The 24404-nt window shown below is 36.8% G+C and carries 18 protein-coding genes; 8 read left to right on the top strand and 10 right to left on the bottom strand.

Annotation, left to right across the window (positions count from 1 at the left end; translation table 11 throughout):
- Positions 1 to 100: 100 nt before the first annotated feature.
- From mutL to guaB, 7 genes are all read right to left on the bottom strand, one after another.
- Positions 101 to 2023 carry a DNA mismatch repair endonuclease MutL gene (gene mutL / locus BLW31_RS01610; protein ID WP_010536495.1) on the bottom strand — a complete coding sequence of 641 codons (1923 nt, stop codon included), beginning with the start codon at positions 2021 to 2023 and terminating at the stop codon, positions 101 to 103.
- A gap of 15 nt (positions 2024 to 2038) precedes the next feature.
- Positions 2039 to 2341: a hypothetical protein gene (locus BLW31_RS01615; protein ID WP_010536494.1), complete on the bottom strand. Its 303-nt coding sequence runs from the start codon at positions 2339 to 2341 to the stop codon at positions 2039 to 2041.
- 3 nt (positions 2342 to 2344) lie between these two features.
- Positions 2345 to 4090, bottom strand: coding sequence for an OstA-like protein (locus BLW31_RS01620; RefSeq protein WP_010536493.1), 1746 nt, complete (start codon positions 4088 to 4090; stop codon positions 2345 to 2347).
- A gap of 22 nt (positions 4091 to 4112) precedes the next feature.
- Complete coding sequence (locus BLW31_RS01625) at positions 4113 to 5495, bottom strand: peptidylprolyl isomerase (RefSeq protein ID WP_010536492.1); 1383 nt, start codon at positions 5493 to 5495, stop codon at positions 4113 to 4115.
- Between the two features lie 9 nt (positions 5496 to 5504).
- Positions 5505 to 6350 (bottom strand): peptidylprolyl isomerase, encoded by an 846-nt coding sequence (locus BLW31_RS01630; RefSeq protein ID WP_029425272.1) that lies wholly within the window; start codon positions 6348 to 6350, stop codon positions 5505 to 5507.
- A 54-nt stretch (positions 6351 to 6404) separates the two neighbouring features.
- The gene (locus BLW31_RS01635; RefSeq protein ID WP_029425271.1) at positions 6405 to 7946 is read right to left on the bottom strand and encodes a peptidylprolyl isomerase; all 1542 of its coding nucleotides are present in this window, start codon (positions 7944 to 7946) and stop codon (positions 6405 to 6407) included.
- Between the two features lie 97 nt (positions 7947 to 8043).
- Complete coding sequence (gene guaB / locus BLW31_RS01640; protein WP_010536489.1) at positions 8044 to 9522, bottom strand: IMP dehydrogenase; 1479 nt, start codon at positions 9520 to 9522, stop codon at positions 8044 to 8046.
- 175 nt (positions 9523 to 9697) lie between these two features.
- Here guaB and BLW31_RS01645 point away from each other — a divergent pair, with 175 nt between their 5' ends.
- From BLW31_RS01645 to BLW31_RS01650, 3 genes are all read left to right on the top strand, one after another.
- The gene (locus BLW31_RS01645) at positions 9698 to 11491 is read left to right on the top strand and encodes a site-specific integrase (protein WP_010536488.1); all 1794 of its coding nucleotides are present in this window, start codon (positions 9698 to 9700) and stop codon (positions 11489 to 11491) included.
- Between the two features lie 238 nt (positions 11492 to 11729).
- Positions 11730 to 11903, top strand: a complete 174-nt coding sequence (locus tag BLW31_RS24290; protein ID WP_004321017.1) for a hypothetical protein — start codon at positions 11730 to 11732, stop codon at positions 11901 to 11903.
- A gap of 321 nt (positions 11904 to 12224) precedes the next feature.
- Positions 12225 to 13985 (top strand): DEAD/DEAH box helicase family protein, encoded by a 1761-nt coding sequence (locus BLW31_RS01650; protein ID WP_010536487.1) that lies wholly within the window; start codon positions 12225 to 12227, stop codon positions 13983 to 13985.
- A 215-nt stretch (positions 13986 to 14200) separates the two neighbouring features.
- Here the strand turns inward: BLW31_RS01650 and BLW31_RS01655 are convergent, their stop codons facing one another.
- Entirely contained in the window at positions 14201 to 14608 is a 408-nt protein-coding gene (locus BLW31_RS01655) for a hypothetical protein (RefSeq protein WP_004296535.1), read from the bottom strand.
- A gap of 1412 nt (positions 14609 to 16020) precedes the next feature.
- Here BLW31_RS01655 and BLW31_RS01670 point away from each other — a divergent pair.
- The 5 genes from BLW31_RS01670 to BLW31_RS01690 all read left to right on the top strand — a co-directional run bounded on the left by BLW31_RS01670 (position 16021) and on the right by BLW31_RS01690 (position 22209).
- On the top strand, positions 16021 to 17040 hold the full coding sequence (locus BLW31_RS01670; protein ID WP_010536486.1) for a DUF3871 family protein: 1020 nt from the start codon (positions 16021 to 16023) through the stop codon (positions 17038 to 17040).
- Between the two features lie 312 nt (positions 17041 to 17352).
- Positions 17353 to 17625 carry a hypothetical protein gene (locus BLW31_RS01675; RefSeq protein ID WP_010536485.1) on the top strand — a complete coding sequence of 91 codons (273 nt, stop codon included), beginning with the start codon at positions 17353 to 17355 and terminating at the stop codon, positions 17623 to 17625.
- Positions 17626 to 17779: 154 nt separating this feature from the next.
- Positions 17780 to 18367: a tyrosine-type recombinase/integrase gene (locus tag BLW31_RS01680; protein WP_010536484.1), complete on the top strand. Its 588-nt coding sequence runs from the start codon at positions 17780 to 17782 to the stop codon at positions 18365 to 18367.
- 614 nt (positions 18368 to 18981) lie between these two features.
- On the top strand, positions 18982 to 19167 hold the full coding sequence (locus tag BLW31_RS01685; RefSeq protein ID WP_004321167.1) for a hypothetical protein: 186 nt from the start codon (positions 18982 to 18984) through the stop codon (positions 19165 to 19167).
- A gap of 6 nt (positions 19168 to 19173) precedes the next feature.
- Positions 19174 to 22209 carry a BACON domain-containing protein gene (locus tag BLW31_RS01690; RefSeq protein ID WP_004321165.1) on the top strand — a complete coding sequence of 1012 codons (3036 nt, stop codon included), beginning with the start codon at positions 19174 to 19176 and terminating at the stop codon, positions 22207 to 22209.
- Positions 22210 to 22318: 109 nt separating this feature from the next.
- On the opposite strand, the gene BLW31_RS01695 is transcribed toward BLW31_RS01690, so the two are convergent.
- Together BLW31_RS01695 and BLW31_RS01700 are read right to left on the bottom strand one after the other, a co-directional pair.
- Positions 22319 to 22711, bottom strand: a complete 393-nt coding sequence (locus BLW31_RS01695) for a hypothetical protein (protein ID WP_010536483.1) — start codon at positions 22709 to 22711, stop codon at positions 22319 to 22321.
- Positions 22712 to 22718: 7 nt separating this feature from the next.
- Entirely contained in the window at positions 22719 to 23378 is a 660-nt protein-coding gene (locus BLW31_RS01700; protein ID WP_010536482.1) for a hypothetical protein, read from the bottom strand.
- Between the last annotated feature and the right edge of the window lie 1026 nt (positions 23379 to 24404).

Raw genomic sequence — 24404 nt, forward strand, 5'->3', positions numbered from 1 at the left:
ACCTAATAGTTAAGTGGTTATTATAATCTTTTCTTTGTTGAACTATTTAAATAACACGAACTGAACTAAAAGGTTTTATAAAATGATGATTTTATTTGTTTTATTTGAATAATTTTTCGATGTCCTCTTCCTTTATTGTAGTCAAGACTGTTTTGCCATCCGGAGTGTAATTAGGTGAAGGACAGGCAAAAAGACTGTCTACAAGACTTACCATTTCCTCATTACTCAACACCTGACCATATACAATCGCTGCAGCACGCGCCAATGTTAAAGCTAAGATATGCTGGATCTCCTCCTTTACATCATTTCCTTTTTCCATAGCTGTATGTAGCATATTCCGTACCAACTCAACCGGATTCAGTCCTTCTATCCCCGAAGGAATACCGTTGATAGCATAGCTACCGCCACCCAAATCACTCAAATCAAAACCAACTGCCGATAAATCATCCATGATTCCTTGCAAGACAGCAGCTTCTGAAGCAGGCAACTGCAATATTTCGGGAAAAAGCACTCCCTGTGAAACGCCTTGCTTTTGTTTTATCTGCACCATATAGCGATCAAAAAGTACGCGGATATGCGCACGATGCTGGTCAATCAGCATCAATCCGGATTTCACTGAAGTCAGAATAAAGCGGCCTTTAAACTGCAGATGCAGATTTCCCTTTTCAATCACAGGCTCATTAGCATATAATGTAGATGAAGCGGATGAAAAAGTGGATGAAGCGGCAGATACAGCCGAAATAGTTTTCTCTTCAGCAACCACCGATTCTTCTTCGAAAGGAGAATTCTCCCAGTCCATTTCCGGCTCTTGCTGAGGTTCATTTATCTTACTTGCCTTAGTCAATCCACCATACAATCCTTCCCATTCCACTTTCGGACGAGTATATGACCCACCGCCACTTCCTCCGGAGGATACTTTGAACGGATTAAAATCTGAGTTATAGTTAACTTTCGGAGGTGCAGGAGGAAGATTCTGCTCAAATGCAGGAATCTCCGGCATGTCTTCCGTGTCGAAATCAATGGAAGGAATGGCACTGAACTTACCCAATGACTCTTTTACTGATGCCGAAAGTATTTGCCAAATGGCCTGTTCATTCTCAAACTTGATTTCCGTCTTTGTAGGATGGATATTCACATCAATATTAGCCGGGTCTACTTCAAAGTAAATAAAATAGGAAACTTGCTCGCCAACAGGGATCAACTGTTCATAAGCTTCCATCACTGCCCTATGAAAATAAGGATGGCGCATATAGCGTCCGTTGACAAAGAAGTATTGATGTGCACCTTTCTTACGGGCCGTTTCCGGCTTTGCTATGTAGCCCGAGATTTTCACCATCGTAGTATTCACCTCGATATTCAACAACTGTTGATTCAGTTTCTTGCCAAAGATAGCAAGAATACGTTGCCGCAAAGGAGATACAGGCAGATTGAACAATTCGGAATCATTGCTGTAAAGTGAAAAGGATACCTCAGGATGAACCAGAGCAATGCGTTCAAATTCAGCCAGAATATTACTTAGTTCTGTTGAATTAGCTTTTAGGAACTTACGACGGGCAGGCACATTAAAGAATAAATTCTTCACAGAAAAGTTACTTCCCTTTGAGCAGGAAACAGCTTCCTGGCTTTCTACTTTAGAACCTGCAATCACCAATCTGGTTCCCAATTCTTCGGATTCCAGCCGTGTTTTCAATTCAACCTGCGCCACAGCTGCGATGGAAGCCAGTGCTTCCCCACGAAATCCCATCGTACGCAGAGCAAACAAATCCGATGCCTCGCGAATTTTAGAAGTCGCATGACGTTCGAAAGCAAGTCGTGCATCCGTTTCGGACATTCCTTTTCCATCGTCTATAATCTGGATGCAGGTCTTACCAGCATCCGTGACGAGTACATGTATATTTTGAGCATCTGCATCGATTGCATTTTCCACTAGCTCTTTAATAACAGATGCCGGACGTTGTATCACTTCACCGGCAGCAATCTGATTAGCTACCGAATCAGGCAACAAATGAATAATATCGCTCATAGTTTACTTAAGTAGTTAAAATGACCAGCTTCCCGTCGCCAAATAATGCCACAAATATAAAAGGAAAGCTATGATTATCAATATGATTCCAAAGGATACAGGTTTACGTCCGCTTGCCTTTCTGCGCTTCAGATGCGTAGTTCCTTCGACAAACTTACCGCGAATATCTTCGGGACTGAACTCTTTCTCAGGAAGCATTCCCAATTCACGCTTCGCTTTCTCCTCCATCTTATCGAGCTTCTCTTTCCGCTCGTTCACATAAATGTATTGATGATTAAAGCCCCGAGGTTTCCTCATCGAATTAAAAAACATTCCCATACGCTATTTCAAATCAGGAAAATCCATATTAATTAACTTTCGCCTATCAGTCTTTGGCCGCCGGTCGGTGGTAGGTTTCAGTGTCTCCCCTTCCTTCTTGCCTCTCCAATTGAAAATATCCTCTTTATTTAAAGGACGGACATAGTCAAACCAGGCAAATGTAGACAGCCTCAGCTTATCGGGAGGTATCTGATCCATTGGATATAATGTTCCGTTGGACTTACCAACAAACATACCCTTTTCCATCTTCTTTTCTTTCAGATAAAGATGAAGTACACTTCCTTCCATGTTATTAAAACCGGTCATTGTACTGTCTTTTTCTTCCGGATAGAAAGCAGTCATCACATTACCTATCACTTCAATATGCCGCATATCACCGTTTTCGAAATAGGCTTTCATTTCTTTACCGGACACCTGGTTATAGTGAATGGAATCTTTCATCTCTACCGTCAGTGCCTGGTTGATAATGTGCGCCCAGTTAATGGTACTGTCATTCATATAAATCTTGATCTCCTCACCGAGCAGTTGCTGACCTTCATTCCAAAGAATCGGGTCCGTATACATGGTCAGGCAAGAATCTTTTGAATTATAGACCAGTGAGTCGCAAACACCCTGCACATCAGTACGATACATACGGACCTTATGATAAGCTTTCATCAGGCGGAATACTGAGTCCGTATTCAGATTATAGGAAACAAGCTGCAACGTATCTCCATGCATAAAGAGGCTGTCACCTTGTGAATAGTCAATAGCAACGGCACGTTTGGTGGCAAAAGCAGAATCGGTCAATTCATTATAGAAACAATAATTGCCCGTCAGCATATTTTTATTGATGGTATCTGTCATTCGTATATTATCGAACGCTTCACCATATCCCACTTTCCGGTCATAAAACAAGCTGTCACCAATCAACTTCTTTCCGTCATTCGTCAGAATAGAACGATCCAACAATTCTGCCTGTTCACTCAATGTATTATAAAAGCCTCGTTCTGAATAGATATGATTATTATCACTCACAATATTCGAAGGACCGAGAATGGTAGCAATCTTAGAGAAGGTATTATATTTCAATGTATCCGATGTCAATACAAACTTAGGATTCACCAATTTCACATCATGATTGAACACCGATTGTTTGGTAGCCGGACTGTATTCTCCCCAGTCTGAGGTTAATACATTCTCTTCATCCATCAAAGTCCCTCCCTCAAAATAATAACCGAGATCATAAAGACGGTCATAATTCAGACTGTCAGTCAGCAGTGTCGTGTTCCGGTTGATCATTTTTACGTTCTCACGAATCTGCGCAATCTGCGTCATTCCATCATAGTAAAGATAATCACCATAGATGAACAGAGTGTCTCCCTGCTCCATACGTACATTACTGAATGCTTCTACCGAATTGGTTTTCTCGTAAATCAAAGCACTGTCACAAAACATATACATACTGTCATGACGCAGCTTTACATTTCCGATCAACACTTGAACATCCGGTCGGGCAAGCTTGTCAGCCTGTCCTTGGTTTGCATGCAACAAATACACTTTCGTCTTTTTATTTTCCGGTTCTTTCTTTGTACCTTTGGCAGTTTGCTTTGTTCCATCCTCAGGTTTTACAGCCGGGGTCTCCGTCTTTTTATTCTGTCCGGTGGGCTTCACCTGCGCCACAAGGCATACGGCAAACAGGCATAGAAAGCCTATAAGAAGCCATCTATGCCCGTCTTGCTGTTTATCTTTCTTGTTTTGTTTCAGCATATAAAGTCAAGCTGTTTAAACATCAATCATTCCTTACCCAACCCGGATACTTGAAGTCACACTTCTGCCAGTTCGGATCAATACGTACATACGTATGTTTCTGTTTGTTCAAAATCCATTTCTGCAACATCTCTTCCCGACGCTTATCCATCACTATTTCCTTCAAATCCTGATAGTCTTCCGCAATGGTAGCTTTATGACCGTTGATCTTTGCTTTCAGTTTTACAATGGCACAAACTTCTTTTCCATCTTTCTCGTTGATCATCGTAAAGGCTTTGGATATTTCACCCACATTCATCTTATCCACTACTTTCGCAACATCCTGCGGCAAATCCTGCATCTGGAATTTAGAAGTAGTGATGCCAGTACGCTCATTCGTATTCACCATAATACCGTGATTATTACGAGTATCTTTATCTTGTGAAATCACAGAAGCAGCATCATCAAACGTAAACTTATTCTGACGAATATCATCACCGATAGAGTCCAGACGGGCACAAGCCTCTGTCAATTCCTTTTCAGAAACTTTCGGGCGCAACAGAATGTGACGGGTATTCACACGGTCACCGCGCTTCTCGATCAGCTGAATAATATGATAACCAAATTCCGATTCTACAATCTTGGAAACCTTCTTCGGGTCTTGAAGACTGAATGCTACATTGGCATAAGCCGGGTCAAGCATACCACGTCCCATAAAATCAAGTTCACCACCCTTGATAGCAGAAGCCTTATCTTCAGAATACAGACGTGCCAGCGTAGAGAAATCAATCTCCCCTTTTGTCACACGATCCGTATAATCACGTAAACGTCTCTTTACGTCTTCTATTTCCGCAATAGGAATTTTAGGTTGCAGGGTGATAATCTGCACTTCTACCTGAGTGGGAATATAAGGGATACTGTCCTGAGGAAGATCTTTGAAATAGCGGCGTACTTCTGCCGGAGTCACCTTGATTTCTCCTACCAGTTTCTGCTGCATTTTCTGTACCGTCAATCCATCCCGGGCATTTTCGCGCAACGTTTCACGAATTTGAGTGGCAGTCTTATTGAAGTATTCCTCCATCTTCTCTTTAGAACCAATCTGCTGAATATACATATTGGTCATCATATCTACGCGCTGAATGATTTCCGCTTCGGAAACTTCGATACTGTCCAGCTTTGCCTGATGCAGGAATAATTTCTGCACAGCGATTTCTTCGGGTATTACACAATAAGGATCGCCTTCAAATCTGCGTCCATTATACAGGGCATCCATGCGTGCCTCTTCCACATCTGATTTCAAAATAGCTTCGTCACCTACTACCCAAACTACCTCATCAATTACATTGTCCTGTGCATAAGTTACCACGTTGGCAAATACTGCCAGGACAAGGGTAACAATAAATCTAAAGTTCACAAACTTCTTCATTCTTTGTATTTAATAATTGTATATAATCTTCTTTTTGTTCACAGCCTGCTGATACAGGTCGTTCTTCACTTGTTCCATAAAGTTCACCCGTTTCTGATTGACCAGTAAATCCTTCACTTCCGACCGTGCAAACTCATACGGTTTTTCTTCGCCTGCTCCGCGATAATCGCTCACATTGAGGAAATAACAAAATGCCGTATCTTTCAGCTCCACTTGCCGATGCTTGTTTATGTATTCTTCCGGTGCCGCCTCTTTCAATGGAATCAGATCCAGCACATCCGTTACCGGAACCCATTTATTGTAAAAGTATTCATACTTCACCGCATTCTGCAAACTATATTTTTCCAGGCTCTCCACAGCGTCCTGTTTCTCAGTCTTATACCATCTGCGAACATTGTTCAGCTGAGGTGCTGTCAACGGAACTTTAATAAACAGTCCCTTAATCAGCGGAGATTCCAGTTTAAACAAATCCTTGTTTTTCTCATAATAATCCGCAATCTCCTGCTCCGAAATATCACTCGTCAGTTTCTGGTTTATCAGTTCCTGCTGATAAGTATGCATGATCAAAGCTTTCCGGTAATTCTCCACCAGCTTATCTACATCCACATTATCCGGGATATTATTCGCTGCTTTTTCATACAACAAAATCTCCTCCGCCCAGCTACGAATGTAATGCTCGGCGAAAAGAATACTATCATCTTTTGACAATCCGACCGGTAGCACAGACATCAAATCTTCTTTATATAAAAAGTTACCATCTACCTCCACTAATGCAGTCTTGCCTTTGTGGTCGTACTGCTCTTTGCACGCTCCACAACAAAGAAGGGTAATTAGTAAGAGGACTAATATTCGCATCGTCAATTCAAATCTACTTATTTAAGGTACGAAGATAGTGAATAATCGGTTACATCAGTTATTATTAACTGTTTTTAAAACCTCTTGGTTTATTTCAACCTTACCTGACTCCTCCAATTCCCGCTCCCAATATGCGTTAAGATAGTTTCTATAATCTTTTCTCACCTGCTCAATTACCTCTCTGTAATCATCCGGACCCTTCTGTTTTTTGCCAGCAACAATAGTAAAAGGATACGACATTACAGACTCAAAACCACCCTTCTTAAAGACCAATTTATCTATATATTTATTATCTCCGTCGGCAAAAATCCCCTGTTCGATTTTAATTTTTTCGTCACCGGATGTATTAAAAGTTTTGCGAAGTATGTCTTCCCATTCCTTCTCCGGTACTTTCTTCAGCAGCTTTTTAGCCTGTTTGGCAGTCTTTTTATCCACACAATGCAATACCACTCCTTTATACCGAGGATGTTCCCAGCGGTAATCCGATGAATGAAACTTAAAATAAGTAGCCAATCCTGCCCGATCGTTAACAGCCGGTAAATCTACTTTCTGACGCGTGATCTCCGCAACCAGACATTTTTCAGCATACTCCTGCAAAGTATAACGAAGTTCCGGATGCTTTTTTTCCACATGCCGATTCTCGTAATCCAGCAAAGATTTGGCTATAAAACCATTCAGCTGACGTTTTACAGCCTGGGGATGGGATGAAGCAAACCACTTAAACATCTCTCCCGTATATGTCTGCCCATTGACAGTAAACAAAGTTCTATCTGTTTCACCTTTCTGCAGCAATTCCTCCAAAGCCTCCGTATTCGGAACATATTGGTATTCTTTTTTCAATTGCTCCACTATTGCTTCCGTTCCTTTATCCAGTGGCTGACGCCGTAAACGATTCAAAAGGCTATCACTAACTATCTCATACGCAGATACTTCTTTCCGGTCAGCAACTTGCAGAATATGAAGCCCCTCCGGTGTAAAGAAAGGTTTCGATATTTCACCCTTCGCCAAAGAAAAAGCGACATCCTCAAACTCGGAAGTTGTCTGTAAGTTTTCGATCCACACACAACGTTTATCATCTGAAAACCGGTCCACCAAACTGGTAAAATCAATACTTGGCTGATTCTGTATCACCTGATAAATAGAATCCATACGTGCTTGCTCCTCTTGCAAATGCCTGGAAGTAATGGTTTGAGGCAGATATTTGAAAATCTGCTGTACCTGTACTTGTCCGTTACGTACATTTCCTTTCATCTTCTGATATAGAATACGGGCATTGCCATCCATTTCCTGGCTGCCCGGCAGATAAGACCTCAACAACTTTGTCCGATAAGCTTCCTGTTGCTTACGAAAAGCCGAAGTAGTATCGAGCCCTGCCGCTCTGGACGCTTCCACTTTCAACTTAGCCTGAATGAAAAGCTCCGCATATTCTTTAGGAGACAATTTCTCACCCTCACCATCCACATGACGGCGATAGGAATATTCAAACTCCGAACGAGGTATTTCCTTTCCGTTAATCCGCATTACTACGGGATCTTCCTGAGCGGAAACCCATATTCCGAAGAGACTTATCCATCCTAAAAGCAGACTTCTTTTCATCATTGATTCTTTGTTTAAAACGACAAACGGTGAACAACGAACATGTGCCATACAGCCTGTTCACCGTTCACCGCTAATCGTTTACCGTTTATATAAATTATTCCGGACGGCTATAGTTAGGCGATTCACTGGTAATCGTCACGTCATGCGGATGACTTTCCATCACTCCGGCATTTGTGATACGAGTAAACTTCGCATCATGCAGTTTTTCAATATTAGCAGCACCGCAATATCCCATACCTGCACGCAAACCGCCGGACAGCTGATAAACTACTTCATAAAGCGTACCTTTATAAGGAACACGTGCAGCAATACCTTCCGGTACCAACTTCTTCACATCGGCAGTTCCGCTCTGGAAGTAACGGTCCTTCGAACCATTTTCCATCGCTTCCAATGAGCCCATACCACGATATGACTTGAACTTACGTCCGTTAAAGATAATAGTATCACCCGGAGACTCTTCAGTTCCGGCAACCAATGATCCGATCATCACACAATATCCACCGGCAGCCAATGCTTTTACCACATCACCGGAGTAACGTAATCCACCATCAGCAATCAAAGGAACACCTGTACCTTTCAGTGCTTTGGCTACATCATATACAGCCGATAACTGAGGAACACCCACACCTGCAACAACACGAGTCGTACAGATAGAACCCGGACCGATACCTACTTTCACTGCATCAGCACCAGCTTCCGCCAAAGCCTTCGCAGCTTCGCCGGTAGCAATATTACCTACTACAATATCAATATTCGGGAAGCGTTTCTTTGCTTCTTTCAGTTTTTCAATAACGAACATAGAATGTCCGTGAGCTGTATCGATCACGATAGCATCCGCACCGGCATCTACCAATGCCTGCATGCGATCCAGCGTATCGGCAGTAACGCCCACACCTGCAGCTACACGCAGACGACCTTTGGCATCCTTACAAGCCATCGGTTTATCTTTTGCCTTTGTTATATCTTTATAAGTAACAAGACCGATCAATTTCCCATCCATTCCGACAATCGGCAATTTCTCGATCTTATGTTTCTGAAGAATCTGTGCTGCAGACTCCAAATCTGTAGACTGATTGGTAGTCACCAATCTTTCTTTGGGAGTCATAACCAGATCAATATGTTTGGTCATGTCTCTTTCGAAACGCAAATCTCTGTTGGTAACGATACCTACCAGATAACCTTCATCATCCACCACAGGAATACCGCCGATTTTATATTCAGCCATAATTCCCAAAGCATCGCTAACAGTAGAACCTCTCTTAATAGTAACAGGATCGTAAATCATACCATTTTCAGCACGCTTTACAATGGCAACTTGTCTTGCCTGCTCCTCAATAGACATATTCTTGTGAATCACACCGATACCACCTTCACGGGCAATGGCAATAGCCATTTTCGCTTCGGTAACCGTATCCATGGCAGCCGTCACAAAAGGAATTTTTAACTCAATGTTTCTTGAAAACTTTGTCGAGAGATCGACAGTGCGCGGTAAAACTTCAGAATAAGCGGGGATCAACAATACGTCGTCGTAAGTTAACCCATCCATTACAATCTTATCAGCAATAAATGACATAGGGCTGTGCGTTTAAAAATTTATTGCGTGCAAATATACGGTTTTTATTCAAAATGCGCAAACTGTGCACCAGAATATTTAATGAGGGGAGCTAATTAATACTTATCAGAAAGAATTGCCTTAAAAGAACACATTCAAAGAACCGAATTAAAGAACAACTTTAAAGAACAAGATTATGGAAAGGCAGATTTTTATTAATGAGATGCAAGCTCGTTTCAATTTAAGAAAACCACGTAGCGAGAAGCCAACCAATCTCTATTTAGTATGCAGAATAAACAACAAACAAGTTAAACTATCTACAGGGGTAAAGATATATCCAGACCACTGGAATGAAAAAAGACAAGAAGCATATATCAGCGTACGCCTATCAGAGATAGATAATATAAATAACACTATAGTGAACAAGAAAATCACAAAACTAAAAGAATATTTCATCGAATTTAAGCATTATCTTTGTATGCATCCAGACGAGATTGGAGAAAGTATGAAACTATTAAAACAACACATATATAAAGATAGGATGAAGAAAGAATTACAGAAACCCGCAACTTTTATAATGAAACAAATTATAGAAGCAAAGACTTGTGCAGAAAGCAGTAAGAAACAATATCGTTCTAACATAGACAAGTTTGAGCGTTTTCTCAAAGAGAATGAAATTCCCAATACATGGGAGAGCATGAATTTAGATACTATCAATCGCTACCAAAAGCAAATCATAAAAGAAAACCCATTGCATCCTCATAACACTTTACGTAACATAATCAAAGGAACTATATTTAATTTACTAGGGATAGCAGATAAAAGACTGGATATTCCTTTCAAATGGTCTGACAGCAATTTAAACAGTTTTGAGTTCGTGAAAGATAAGTCCAACAAAGAATTAGCAGACAACAAAAAAGTTTCATTAACAGAAGAGCAACTGAATAAATTCTACAAGCATATCATCACAGGAACAGAAAGACAAATAAAGAAATACACAGAAATCAGAGACTTATTCATACTACAATGTTTAGTTGGGCAACGAATTGGCGATATGCAAAAATTCTTTAATGGAGATAATGAAATGGACGAAGAAGCAGGAACCATCTCCATTATACAACAAAAGACAAAAGCCAGAGCTATAATTCCACTATTGCCATTAGCCAAAGAAATTATATCCAAATATGAGAATAAAGAATTATTATATTATAAAGAAAGAAAGTCCATTGTCAATGAAGCCTTAAAAGAAGTAGCAGAACAAGCAGGATTAGACGAGCCTATCACTTATGAAGAAAACGGGATTAAACAAACCCAACCTCTTTATAAATTACTGCATACACATACAGCAAGGCATACTTTTATCACAATATTGTGTAGAAAAGGCATCCCAAAGGAAACTGTTATTATAGCGACAGGACATGAAGATACAAAAATGATAGACAAAGTTTATTCTCATTTAAACAGTAAAGATAAAGCAAAGAAAGTCTCTAATGCTTTCAAAAGTTTAAATAATGGCATTTTTAATATGGGCAAGATGGAGACAAATTCTCTCAATGAAGCAAAGCCTACAAACGATGCAACTAATAATATCACCTTCGATACTCTGTTGGACACTCAATTTTTTGCATCTAAAATCAATAAGGCTGTTGAACTACAATCACAGGTAGGTCATTTGAAAAATGGGAAACTGTGTAGCTATGACAATGAAATCACGTCCCTTATAAGCGAGATAGAAAAATTCTCCCAATCTTCCACTCCTGATTCTGATGTGGCAAAACAATATGTGAAACAGTTATCTGTTGGGAAGCAGTCAGACTTGCATGACTGTTTTAGAGAAATGATTATCAAGTGTGTTAAGATTGGTATCAGTAAGGATGCAATTATGCAATTTATCAATAAGGCTTTGGAAATAGGCTTGTTGGATAAGGAAAGATTCACCAATATAAAAGAAATCACTACAGCCTTATTGGATAAAAGGAATCAGGGCTGACAAGCTTTTTTGGAAATCAAGGCTTCTGGTAAGCCTGAACATCATATTCTCCCCGAACAGCTACGGTTAAGGGGAGAATTTTTGCTTTATTGCATCCTCAACTCAAATATTCCACAATTTCGACTTGTCGTTTGGTGATGCGGTCGGGACTTTATACCTTTGCAATGTGATTGAAAGTCAGAAATGACCGAGTTTCTCATCACCCAGATTCACCACTACAAACCTAAATCTACTTCAAATGAAAGAACTGACCTACGCAGACATTCGTAAAGTGGCACTAGAGCACGGTATCAAGGACACAAGGCTGCACATTGGACTTTGGGCTACTGACCGATACATCAAAAAGCGCAAAATGGTTCAAGGCAAGACCTACACAATCTACCTACCGCATCATAAACAGGAACAGGAATGATTTTTTAGTTCTAACCCTGTTGCCAAGCTAACATAATAAGAGGTGTTTTCTTCATAAAACTTTTAAACTAAAGTTTTAAAAGACGCTTCCGCCATAAACGATATAATACAAGACATAACATTTAGATTGCTTGACTATGCTAAGTCAGCGGTAAAGTAATAGGCGTAGTAATACGCTTATTATTTTATTCTTATGGACGAGTTTTTCTTCAAAGCGTCCCTATATAGGAAGAAAAAAATAACCCTACTTAAACTTAATCTAAAGTCAGATATTTCAAATACACAGATTACAATTTTATAAATCTAAGTTAATCTAAACACAATGAAACAAGAAATCATTAATGGTGGCAATGCCCGATATTTGGGCGAATTAGAAAGATTTAAAGATGGTATTCCTTTTGGCATCGTAAACAAGACAAAGACAGATGTAGGTGGCACTTATGTGGCTGCAAATTGCAGTAGTAACTATATTATCGTATGCCCATTCAAGGATTTGGTGGATAGCATAGCAGCAGATAAGAATAACAGGTATGAGGTATTCAAATGTTATGGTGGTGTAAGAGAATACCAGTTCAGGAAATATATCAAAAACAATACCACATATAAGATAGCCGTGACCTATGACAGCCTGCCAAAATTAATTGGATGGTTGAGCGGTACAGAAGGGTGGAAAGTCTTGGTAGATGAATACCATTTAATTTTGGAAGACATGGATTTCAGATATGATGCAATTAACGGCTTGATGGAAGAAATACAGAAGTTCAGGCATTATTCTTTTCTGTCTGCCACTCCAATTGACCTTGACTTTGAGATAGATTTCCTGAAACAGCTTCCACATTACAAAGTCCAATGGAATGGAGTGACGAAAATAACCCCTATCAGATACAAGGTCACGCAATTAACCAAAGGACTGGCTAGATTCATACAGATATTTTTGGATGAAGGCATATCACTCCCAGACATAAACGGCAATGTCAGCAAAGTGGAAGAACTATATATTTTTATCAATTCTGTGACCAGTATCAAGCAGATAGCAGATACGTTGAAACTGAATCCAGATGATGTGAAGATATGTTGTGCTGACAGGATTAGAAATAACAAACTGTTGGGCGAATACCAGATTGAATCAGTCAGTAGTCACAATAAGAAGATTAATTTCTTTACAAAGAAATGCTTTCAGGGATGCAACCTTTTCACCAATAACGGGCTGATAATAGTAGCCAGTGACGCATACAGAACACAGACTTTGGTGGATATAAGTACTACTATGGAACAGATAGCAGGCAGAATCAGAATCAATGATGAATACCAGAACATCTTTAGGAATGTAATAGTCCATCTGTTCTCCACCAATAAGAATGTTATGAGCGATGAAGAGTTTGAGATGTTGATGCAGGACAAAGAGAAGGAAGCTGACAAGTTGCTAAGCGGATGGAGCAAGCTGGATAAGGAAGAGAGACAGACCTATATTAAGAGGATGAACCTAGACACTGAACTGGTCTCCATCATTAATGGCAAGATGGTGTATAACAATCTGAAAAAACAATCCTTCATTTATAAGCAGGCACTAAGGAAGACATACAAGGATGGAATCAGCATCAGGGACAGTTTTATGCAATCAGAGAAATTTGAGCTTACCAACCAGAATAAATGGAAAGATTTCAACATAAAACTGGCAAAGGCTATGACTGTCAGTTATGAGCAATTACTAAAAGATTATCTGGATTCCCCTTCTGAATCTTATGAACAGGAATATCCAGAATTTCCACTAATCAAAAGATATTTGAAGGAATCTGAAATGAATACTCTTAGATGGAACAGGGAGAAGATGCTAAAAGCTGTAGAGGACAAGAAACAAGTTGATAAAGTTTTCTTGGCTATATATCAGCCTGGCTTTATCAGCAATAAGGATTTGAAAAGCAAATTGAAGGATGAGTTTGGCAGATTGGGAATCAAGTTATCCCCCAAAGCTACCCTGATAGAGAATTGTACTCTTTACAATGTGGAGAAGGCAAGCAGGAAGATAGATGGAAAAACTGTTAGTGGCTATGAACTTGGCAAGATGATATTTACCTTTGAATAAGAATCTACCAATATGACAGAACAGGACAAGAATAAAGCTCCAGACCATTAATCAGGTTTGGGGCTTTTTATGTATATCCCCCACCCAAGAATATAGGTACCTGAAATTCATCCCCCCCCTTTTATTGAGGAAGTGTTTTTTATTTGGAGTTTATGCTTTGATAAAGTGAAATATTTAATCTATTAATCCCCTAAAATAACAATTCATACTTATTTTTAGTGATTTGGAGATAAGTGCAAGAGAAATTTAACAGACGAATGAATATTCTTACCGTTTTCTTTAGCAGGTTGCCATTGGGGCATATTGAGTAGTGTATATAATAAAATAGAATCATTATGCGAATGTTGAACTACGTCTATTAACGTAGCTTGTTTAACAAATCCCAAACTATCAATCTTTACACAAATTTTGTATGTATATCGTTCCATTTCATCCTGTAAACACAAGTTCTTACCTAAATAGTCTATTACAGATAAGTATTCCTCTGTTTGAAAAAACGCAGGTGTAAATATATTCCCTAAAGCAACAGGAGAGCTTATTTTCTTTGTTGTACATGACAGGATTGATACAATAACTATCAATTGTAATCCTAATATCCAGAATCTTTTACCCGTTAATTCCATATATTATATCGTTTTTGGATATAGTAACAACACCCACATATTAATACAGCAGATAGCAATGTATTAAAAATATTCATTGTTGTAAACATGAGCCATGTCATTGCATCCCCACAGTCATAGACTTCTATTTGCATTAAACATGTGAACAAAATGTTTATGGAGAAAAATGTAAGTAAAGCCAACTTCCACCAAGAATTACCTTTGTAAAATAACCATGCAATAATACTACCCAATAAGTATGAGCATAGATAGGTTGGAATAACAGAACCCTCTATCAGCCAAGTAATTTCCATGAATGAAAGAGGATGAAGTAACATCGCAATTATACAACAAAGTAATATTATACCCTCATACTTCCAGATATTTTTATCAGTTAGTTTCATAGCCTTAAGATTCTTTTAGCCCCAAATACAAGAATAATTATTGGAAATATGGAACACAAGCACCAATAAAGAAGTCCGTTTGCAAATAACATAAATAAATTTCCATAGGGATTGGGATATACAACCCTTAGTATCATGTCGATAGTACAATATATAATGGTGGAGAACAAGAAAACGTAACAGAGCAGTTTCCAAACACCATTATTTTTATAAACTTTCCAAGCTATTATACTACCTAGTAAACAACTTAATGTATAGAATACAACAATGCTTGGTATTTGTGAAATACATATACCAAAATTCAAAGCATACAAATATGAAGATAAGATACCGCATATTAACATTATGCCTTCAAACCACCACAATCTTTTGTCTGTTAGTTTCATTTATTGCTTTCCCTTATGTAATAAGAATTCATTTAATATCTAACACACAAATATAGTACATTTATTGGAAAAGAACTAAGCCAAACTGTTCTAAATCAAAATAAAAAACACAGTACTTATTTGGGCATATAGATAGAATACCTACTATTATTCCCCTCTCTTTAATTTTAGAAAATCCATCTTATTGAGATACTATGCTTTGATAAAATGGATTTATTAGTCAGACAGTGAGCATGAGGTATATATTATGCACTCTATAGCGGTGTAACTACTAACACCCCCTTACCCATTATTAGGAAAAATGAAAGGATAACATGAATTGCCATTCAGCCCACAAACCTTTTGAACTTCTGAAATGTGCGGACTTATCAACGATTGGTATATGTCTACATATAAAGATGCACAAAGGAAAGTGAATGAATAGTACTTCATGTCAAGCCCTCATTTTGTCCTTAAATACACTATTTACTAATCTATTATTATGCGTATGGAGAATTTAAAGATTTTATTGACGTTTGGAATAATTCTAATTGTGCCAGTAGTCTTAATGCCACAGTTCTTTATTGGATTATTAATACTGATTGTGGCTTGCTTAGCTTTCAGACAGAGGAATTTCTAATATTAACTTAATAAATTACAGATTATGGAATCAACATTACAGATTATGCCAGTACAAAGAACTAGTAGAAACTTTGGTGAATTTGCAGAAGATGCAACTATAGTAGTAGAAGAGCCTGTTGTTAAATCAAGTGTATCGTTTTTAGATGCTAACACAAATCCCGTTACATTGGAAGAATTGACAACTCAATGCGTTGTACCTACATGGGCAAACCAAGAGTTGACAATCGCACATCAGGATTTTATATCATGTGTGCATGATGCAGCCAGTTCTTTTTATGCAGGGGAGACAGTAAATGCGCCTGATATTCGTTGCAGTCATATTGTACGTGGCAGAACTCCCCAAAGTTTGGGCAAGAAAGCTTCTGAACTGTTGGAATGTGAAAAAACACAATTCTATCAAAGACTTGCTTTTGCCTTTACCATTCCAACTATTTATGAGACAATAAATAGGCAGAAACTTGAATTGTGCGTGGGTGGAGTAAGGAACTATTCAGACTTGAACCTCTATCGTTCAACAAAAGGTTTGGAGAAATTCTCTTGCTTTATTGGGTGGCGTGTTCGCATTTGTAGTAATCAGGTACTCACAGGAGAAGGAGTTAAGTTCTCTATGGAAGTTTCAAATATTGGTGAACTCTATAGAAATGTGCTTGACTTGTTTAACAATTTCAATCCTGCCAAAGAAATCCATTTGATGCAAACTTTATCCAACACTTCACTTAGTGAATCACAGTTTGCACAAATCATTGGTCGTTGTCGTTGCTATCAAGCATTGCCAATTGGTTATCAGAAATCAATACCTAAACTATTGATAACTGACAGCCAGATAAACAGTGTTTGCCGTGACTTCTATCACAACGAAGCGTTTGGAATGAAAGATAATGCTATTTCTCTTTTCGATTTTCACAATTTGCTTACCCAATCCAACAAAAATAGTTACGTGGACACTTATTTGCAACGGGCAGTTAATGCAACGGAAATCAGTGTTGGAATTAACAACGTTTTACGTGGAATAGATGACAAATATCAGTGGTTTCTTAGTTAGTGGTATTTGAGAATACATAGGATTGTCAAATACAGAAAAAGGGCATCTATATAATAAAGTATAGGTGTCCTTTCTTTATTCTATCACTTATTAATAATCAAAGATTTATGTTACAAACGTTAGTAGTCGTTACATTTTGGATTATCATGTACTTTATTGCGTGTGCAATCTCACCTATTGTATTCTTCTTGATGATTATCTGGACTATATACAAGATTATTACGGTGAAGTAGTACATTAAAATGCAGAAAAAACAAAGAGCATCCATACAGGTGCTCTTTTTATTTATAAACCTCTTAAATATTAAAGAATATGGTAATAGAAGGCAGTCGCGAATACAAGGCAGCGCAAGAACTTGAAAGAGCCTTGAACGATTATAGTTGGAATCCCCAAAGGTTTGCAGAGAGTACAAGGTGTTATCACCGTACACTACAGCAGGAATTAATAAAGACCATTGTGGAGATTATCCGCATGGTTGGTAGTAAGGACTATGGTACAGACCTTAGGAATCAGGCATCACACGAACTCTGTCAACGAATAGTTGACAGTGGCGTATTAGATGAAGCTCACCTACCTTTTATATAGGTTGAATGAAGTAAGGACATTATTTGCTTAGTGTCCTTGCTTTATAATATTCACTTTGTTAATTAGTGAATGTTTAGCTAATAATCAGTAGGTTAGATATTCCAACTCAAAATTAATATTCACTTATATTAGTTTCACTATAAAACAGAACGTTATGTCACTTAAATATTCAAGTACAACAGCAGATTATCTGCAATGGAGCGAAGCAATGAACTTAGTAAGAAAATTGGCAAGGGATAATAATTATAAGATGTCACTTCTTATTGCTTTAGGTTGCTTCACAGGTCTAAGAATTTCTGATATTCTCGCTTTAAGGTGGAATCAGATATTAGATGCGGAAGAGTTTACCATTACAGAGATTAAGACAGGGAAGCAGAGGACAATTAGGATTAACATGCAGCTACAGCAACATATCAGAGATTGTTATGAGCATATAAATCCAGTTGGCATAAATGCTCCTGCATTGATAAGTCAGAAGGGGACAGTGTACACAGTTCAGAGAATCAATGTCATGTTGAAGGAGATAAAGAAGAAGTACAAGTTGCATATAGGCAATTTCAGTTGCCATTCTCTTAGGAAGACCTTTGGCAGACAGGTCTACAACATGAATAACGATAATTCAGAGCTTGCACTTGTTAAGCTCATGGAGCTATTCAATCATTCCAGTGTGTCAATTACTAAGAGATACTTGGGATTAAGGCAAGAGGAATTATTAAATACCTATGATTGCCTTAGCTTCTGATAATGATAATTGGGTTGGTATGAAAATTCAGAATTTCTACTTATATGGAGATTTGACAAGTTTCATACCAATCCTGAATTATTGAGTAGAGACAGCTCTCAACTTTTAATAAACAATAGTTCTTGCAAATTAAACAGCTTTTAGTAACTTTGTAGCAATTTCAGACTTCTATGGAGATAGTTCTGAAAGGACATAGTTAACGAAGAGCGTTTGATATATTATCCTGTTATGAAATCTGGACAATTTCAAAGAATGAGGATAGTAGGCAAGAACGCTCACGTCAGTGTTATATATTCATCTTAAGGGATGAACTATATATTTTTCTGGCGTGGGCTATTGTTTATTACTCATTCTTGGGCAGTCCAGAGCCTCATAACGGTAATATTCAATAGTTTCCACGCTTTTTTGTATTGTATAACAGTCAGCAGGGAACTCTGGCTATAATAAATATTCTATAGACACAAAAAGAAAAACAATTATTACTTATCAACACTTAAATGCAGTGGAATCAATGATTTAATATAAAGTGACAGTGTTTTGCTGTGAATTCCCCACTTTATCAATAAACTATTATCTTTAAAGGGAATGAGAAGATTACAGATAACTATGATTACATGGAAAAGAAATTCAAACTAATAATTTCCCCAGAACGGTGTGATGCAGAAGCGTTAGCTCATTTTATAGCAGAGCTTGAAAGGCTTAAATTAGGTGTACTTACAAATGGAGAAATTGTTTACGATGACAAGAATGAAAAAGAAGTCTTTAATTTAATGGAGAAATGTATTTTAAATAAAGAGTAACAGATTATGAAAGCATTACATTTTTTACCAATAACCTTATTGAGCATTATCTCATGTATGAGTATCATCGCTTGTAGTAACGATGATAGCAATAAGAAAAATGATGAAGTCATTACTATTACCCCTTTGGGAAATTCTCAAAGATATTTCGATAATGGGCTAACTTTTACTTCACAATCTGGAAGTGAAAATATAGAATTTACTTGTAATGGAGACTGGAACGTTTCTGTAGCTAATACAATTGGAGGAGAGACATGGTGCACTGTTACTCCTGCAAATGGCAAAGCAGGAGAAGGTGGGTTTACTGTGAATATAGTTGAGAATAAAGGATATGATGATAGAAATGTTACCATAACTCTCACTGTTGGAAATATAAAGAAAACAATTGTTGTAACTCAAAAGCAAAAGGATGCTATATTGCTGACTGCGAACAAATATGAGTTAGACAATAAAGGTGGCAAGATTAATTTGGAGGTAAAAACCAATGTCAACTATACTGTTACAATAAATGAAACAGACAAAAAGTGGATAAAACAAGTAGGTAGTAATACTAGAGCTTTATCAAGTAGCACGTTAACCTTTGATATATCTCCCAATGAAGAATATGAAAAACGAGAAGGAGTAATTTATATTACAAATGGTGAGCTAACAGAGACTGTACACGTCTACCAAGCTAGTGGTGGAGTTGTCATGTTGACTAAAAATGAATACTTTATAAGTGATAAGGAGCAAACTATTGCTGTAGACATAAAAAGCAATTTTAATTTTGAGGTTAAAATGCCTAATGTGGATTGGATTTCTATTGCACCTTCAACCAAATCAATGTCCAGCCACACTCTTTATTATATAATCAGTCCAAATGAAGAATATGATAGTCGTGAAAGTGAAATCATTTTTTATGATAAGAGCAATGTCAAACTTGCAGATACATTAAAAATTATACAAGCGCAAAAGGATGCTATTATCATATCTAAGAAAGAATATGAAGTAAACTCAAAAGAAAATACAATTGAATTTGAAGTAAACTCAAATATTGATTTTAATGTTTCTATTCCCAGTGCTGCAAGTAAATGGATAGAGAATATAACTACTACTCAAACTAGAGGTCTTACTTCTCATAAAGTCTATCTAAAAATAAATGAGAATACCTCTACTTATGAACGTTCTGCCAAAGTTGCAATCAAACATACACAGAGTAATGTAGCGGACACTGTATTCATTAGTCAATTAGGTGTACCAAGCTTGTCGCCTAGCAGCAAAACATATCATACTTATCCTAAAGGTGGAGAAATCTCCGTTTCCTTGTCCACCAATACTAATTATACAGTGGAAATTCTTGGAGATGCAAAAGAATGGATAACTCAACCACAAACAAGAGGCTTTAGAGAAGATATCTTATCTTTCTTTATATCTGAAAACAATGGTGATAAGCGGACTGGAGAAATAAAAATTATTAGTGAAAATGAAGAAACGGAATCAATTATTACAGTTGAACAAGAATCATACATTCATGAAGGAAATATTTCTATTCGGGGAAATCGGAAATTGCAAGAGATAGGGGAAAGAGGATATAAACAAATAAATGGAAATCTTGATATTCTTTGTTTTAATAATAACAAAGAAGATATGATAACCTCTTTAGAGGTTTTAAACTCAATTACACAAATTAATGGAGACTTACTACTCAATAATTGTGATATTGAGAACTTTAATGGACTGAATCAATTGAGAAAAATACAAGGGGATTTTGTGATTGAATCGCTGAATAATTTCAATAGAATAGAGTCTTTTAATGGGCTAGATAATCTTGAAGAGATTGGTGGAGATTTTATAATGAAAGACAGATTACCATATAACGGTGAAAAATCTACTGTAAATAGTAATTTTTCACAGCTAAAGGACTTTAAAGGATTAGAAAATCTTAAGAAGATAGGTGGCAATTTCCAACTCATTGGATTAGGATATTTTCGATATCAAAATTCTCCTTATTACTATACTTCGTTTAACGAATTAGAATCATTTGAAGGGTTGGAAAGATTAACTACTATTGGAGGGAACTTTAAAATTTCTTCTGAAGGAAATGATAAGTATATATCATTTAAGAAACTTTCCTCTTTAAACAATTTAACTAATCTAGCAAGCATAGGTGGTAACTTTGAAATATATGCTCCAGAGTACGAAATTGCTCAATTAAATACAATTGAATTACCTACCCTAAAGCAGATAAATGGTTATATCTATATGAGAAATGGTTTCTATATGGGAAATAGAAATCGGATGAATCTTGTTCTTGAAAATCTTGAAAAATTGGGAGGTTTTGAATGTAAATCCTATACAATCCTCAATGCCCCCAAGTTAAAAAGGATTGATGAAAAATTATATATTGGAGTAGCGGCATCAAAAGTTGGGAGTATAAATGCACAAGAAATTCTGAATGGTCTTTCTGCGATTACTTATGTTGGTAAGGATTTAAGAATCGACTGTTCTGGTATAGAATCTTTTGAACCTCTTAGAAATTTGTCATTTGTGGGAGGAGATTTGATATTTGATATTGGTGGAAGTGAAAGAAATAATTTGCAATCTTTCACAGGATTCGAAAGTTTGACTACAATTGGTGGAAGATTAATATGGGGAACAGGTGTGAGTTCTGCTGGTAGTGTTAGCACTTATACCAGTTTTAGCAATATACAATCCTTTCAAGGCTTCAACAATTTATCATCCATTGGTGGTTTTCGAATGAGTATTAACTATGGTGATTTTTCCAAGTTTACATCTTTTGCAGGATTGGAGAATTTGAGACAAATAAAAGGTGATTTCACTATTGAAATTGAAGATAGTTTTTGGGGATTATCTGATATTAGTGCGTTAACAAATTTAGAAACTGTAGAAGGTAGTGAATTCAAAATAAAAGGGTGTTACAAGTTAAAAGATTTCACTCCTTTAAAGCAAGCATTAACTTCATATCAAGGTACTTTCTTAACATATTCTAATGGCTATAATCCTACCAAAGAACAAATCCTAAATGGGGAAGGTAAACAATAACATATAATCAAAAAGAAGAAAGGCAGCATTTGAAGTAACATTCATTTGCTGCTTTTTTTTACAGAAGGGTGCAAATTAATGCCCCTCATACACGCTTTATTTTTTTATCCTATTTATTGAGTATGCTTACAATAGGAACAGTCTTATCAAAACCTGCCTTTGTTGAGTATTTGAATGTCCCAATCTGCTTTGCACATTTTCCTTCAGGAACTTTGATAACTTGGTCGTCATAATACGATTTCCCTTCATCACACAAAAATAAAACCATTAGTCCTGTTGATATTGAGAGTTCGTCAATTTCATTAGCTAAAGCGTCACCTGAATCAAGAACCTGAAAGACCTCAAAATTATTTTCACTAATGCAATCCCCTTCTTTTTCAAAGAATGTCATTCCATTATTTGAAGATTCTCCATTTGACGAATTTCCAATAAGTGCAGCAATAACAAGCATTAAAATAGCACCTGTAACAATGCCTGCAATAAATATTAATACCTTTTTCATAATCTAATTATAAATCTTCACCATTTGCCCTATTGTATTCATTATCATAGTACATTGTTATGTAATATTTTCCTTGAAAATCAGAAATCATAAACCAAACAGGTCTCTTCATTAAATACTCTATGGAAAGTTTAACCATTTCTGATTGTAATTCTTCTGTTGGATTTGCAAGCTGCTCGGTTGTATATTTAGGCGATAGAGCTGACATTAACATTTTCGCAACAGCAATAGTATCTGTTTTTTGATAAAAAATAGCTTCATAACGTTTCTTATGCACAGTCATTTCATAAGAAATATCTTCATCTTCGGATATAGTCTGATTCTCCTCCAATGAAAGATACTTAGAATTATTTTTAAACTGCTCACAAAGTTTATTGAACCTTATTTGAATAGACCTTTCATCAATGTTATTAGCATCGCAAACCATTATTCGACAAACCTTATTGTTGTTTGTGGCAATATGTATATTGACATCCGTACCATTAAACTCACCAACTAGAATATCCTTATTGTGTTGACTGCTTGTATAACCTTTAGCTTTTAATTTCTGAATCATTTCAGATTTACTCCCATCCACAGGAATACCTAGAAATTTAGTAACGTCTTCTTGCGCATAAATCACTATTGAAGATATGAGCAACATTGTAATTGATAGTAGTTTTTTCATATTATCAAAATTTTCCGTTCTTCAGTTTCTACAAGAACATCAATACAATACATCGAAGCGTGAAACTGTAATGCTATCTTTGCCCCTTTGAATAATTTCCCACATTTTGCAACAAGGTAGCATAACGCTTCTGTTTTACTAATTCAATTACAAATATAATAATTATTAATTATATGAATAATATCTTTTTATCAAAAAACTTAGATTTAATAGATGCATTAATATATGAACGAATAAAAAGGGGACAAATTAATTGCACCCTTAAAAACTGATTCAACTAATTATCTATTATACAAGAAGGCGGCATTTGAACTATCTATCATATGTCGCCTTTTTAGTTCATCTTCTTCTCTTCTTAACTAAGTTATGTTTATTCTTCTTAGCTGAATTTGAGAATAGTTGTTCTAACATTTCCCTTGTAATAGGTAGGTATGTAACCTCTGTTAATCTAGTTTCTCTAATCTCTTGTGGTAAATAATGAATTGTGTTAGTCTTCTTTGGTGCTACTTGCATATTTGTGTGGAAATAAATAGGTTGGTAATTGATTTATCTACAGCAAAGGTACTGATAAGAATCTGTCCAATCTAATGTAAAAGATACATTCTGGATTATTGAGGTATGTGTTTGTATTGGAAGAAAATGTCAAGGTGGTAGATAGCGTATAAGCAGAATAATGGATAAAGATGTACATAAACTAAAGGAAGTCCCGAAGCTAAGAATTATGCAGAGAACTTTGCCGAGTATTATGAAGATATACTAAGCAAATAAATGATTAAAAATTAAAAGCCAGTTATCGAGATGATAGCTGGCTTTTTATCTAAATATGAATTGTCACATCTAAATGCAGACTAAAATTCTAATCTCAAAATTATGCCTTATACATAATTAATCCTATCTTTGTGTCGTTCAAACAAGGCAAGATAAGTACAAATTTGAGGAACTAACTTTGTAAGTTACTGACAAACAGTACCCAATCTAAACATACGGTTTTTATTCAAAACAGCATACCTGCACGCCTATTTTTTT

This window comes from Bacteroides faecis MAJ27, from assembly GCF_900106755.1.
Classification (GTDB): Bacteria; Bacteroidota; Bacteroidia; order Bacteroidales; family Bacteroidaceae; genus Bacteroides; species Bacteroides faecis.